Below are 1626 nucleotides of genomic sequence, written 5' to 3'. Positions count from 1 at the left end.
ATGAAATGGTACTCGTGCGGGATATCAATTTCTTTAGCCTCTGTGAACACCACATGTTGCCATTTATGGGTAAGGCTCACGTCGCCTATATCCCTAACCAAAAAGTGGTAGGACTCAGTAAAATAGCTCGTGTGGTCGAGATGTATGCACGGCGACTGCAAGTTCAGGAACGGCTGACTCGCCAGATTGCCGAAGCCATTCAAGCTGTCCTAGATCCCAAGGGTGTGGCTGTGGTGATGGAAGCTACCCATATGTCCATGGTGATGCGGGGTGTGCAAAAACCAGGGTCTTGGACTGGCACCAGTGCGATGGTCGGGATTTTTCAAGAGGATCAAAAAACTCGTGAGGAATTTCTCAACCTAATTCGCCATCAACCGAATTTCTTTTAGGGGTTTGACTTGAACGGTTAACTAATCCTACTAAAAAAGTCATTAGTCATTAGTGATTAGATCTCTGGGAAAATTAACGTTTAGCTTAGACCTGACAAGGAGTAGAGCCATGATTTTCACCAGAGTTCTATTAGTCCTTAGTGAAAAACACACACACATTAGTAACGGTAGTTGCTGATGACAGATGGTAAGCTATCAGCTATCAGCGTGTCGCGTATCAGCGAAAGGCCTGTCGCCACGCTACCGGAACAGTTTATGCCCATAGGGCAGGCTACACCGAACAGCTTTTGAATAAAATAAGCTGACGGCATTAGGCTGACGGCTGAATGCTTACGACAGATGAGTAATGACTAATGACTCACTTTAGCCACTAGTTAACACAATCCTCCCTAATAGTCTCCACATCAAACATAATGGAAAATTTTGCCTCAGGCATCATCTGCTTTAAAACCCGTAGATGTTCTTCAGCATTGCCGCGCCGTCGAAATCGGCCAACGGTGATATTGCTGAGCTTGGGTTGCAAAAGGACAATGATCCAGGGATTTAGCTTTTCTGTATAATTCAACATAGGTTTTCCTTATAGCTTTTCCTTGAGACACTTGAATTTGGTGCCAAATTAGCTTCCACTTTCATCAGCGACCCATCTTTACACGTTGGGAAGCTCGTGAGATGGGGTAACCCATGTGCGGACGCTTACGTAGGGCTTACAGCCCCTCATAATGAGCGGGCAGGATTAATGACCGGCTGCATTAGTACATATGTACTAAGTTGTGCGTGGAATTGAACACAGCGTGACAGTTCTGCTTATTTTTTGTCTAATTCTTCTCACTTTTTGTCTAATCAGTTATAATAGACGAGCAAGTAATGGTGAATTAAAGTCTATTAAAGTTGATGACCAAAGGCGAAAATGCACCGGTTAACGACAGTAGACATCAAACCTCCTGTGGATAGAGCAATCAAAATCAGAAATTTGGCTGGGGCATCCCGTCATAAGTAAAGCTTGCCTTATACCCGAACGCAGAAGCGTTTCCGTAAGGAAATAGCGATGGCTGGGGTTGGCGAAAAGCCTACACCTAATCGATAGAGAGGTTTGGGAAATGTCACCGTGACTAGTTGCGGGTTAGATTCCCCTGATCAGGTAAGTCTGCTGGTGTTGAAGCGGCTTACTTTCGATTGCGCGATGATTTGCCTCTAGCTTGGCATAGCTTCGGGAATATTAGCTGTTTGGTGCAAACAT

General features: G+C 44.9%; 2 protein-coding genes. One reads left to right on the top strand and one right to left on the bottom strand.

The window, feature by feature from the left end; genetic code table 11:
- Positions 1 to 389: GTP cyclohydrolase I FolE (gene folE, locus F6K49_RS47100; RefSeq protein WP_293087145.1), on the top strand; the 389-nt coding region annotated here is incomplete at its 5' end.
- 370 nt (positions 390 to 759) lie between these two features.
- On the opposite strand, the gene F6K49_RS47095 is transcribed toward folE, so the two are convergent.
- A complete protein-coding gene (locus tag F6K49_RS47095) occupies positions 760 to 957 on the bottom strand; it encodes a hypothetical protein (RefSeq protein WP_293024915.1) in 198 nt (65 codons plus the stop codon).
- Between the last annotated feature and the right edge of the window lie 669 nt (positions 958 to 1626).

The sequence above is a fragment of the Moorena sp. SIO3I6 genome, assembly GCF_010672095.1.
This window is presented reverse-complemented; position numbering and strand designations above follow the sequence as displayed.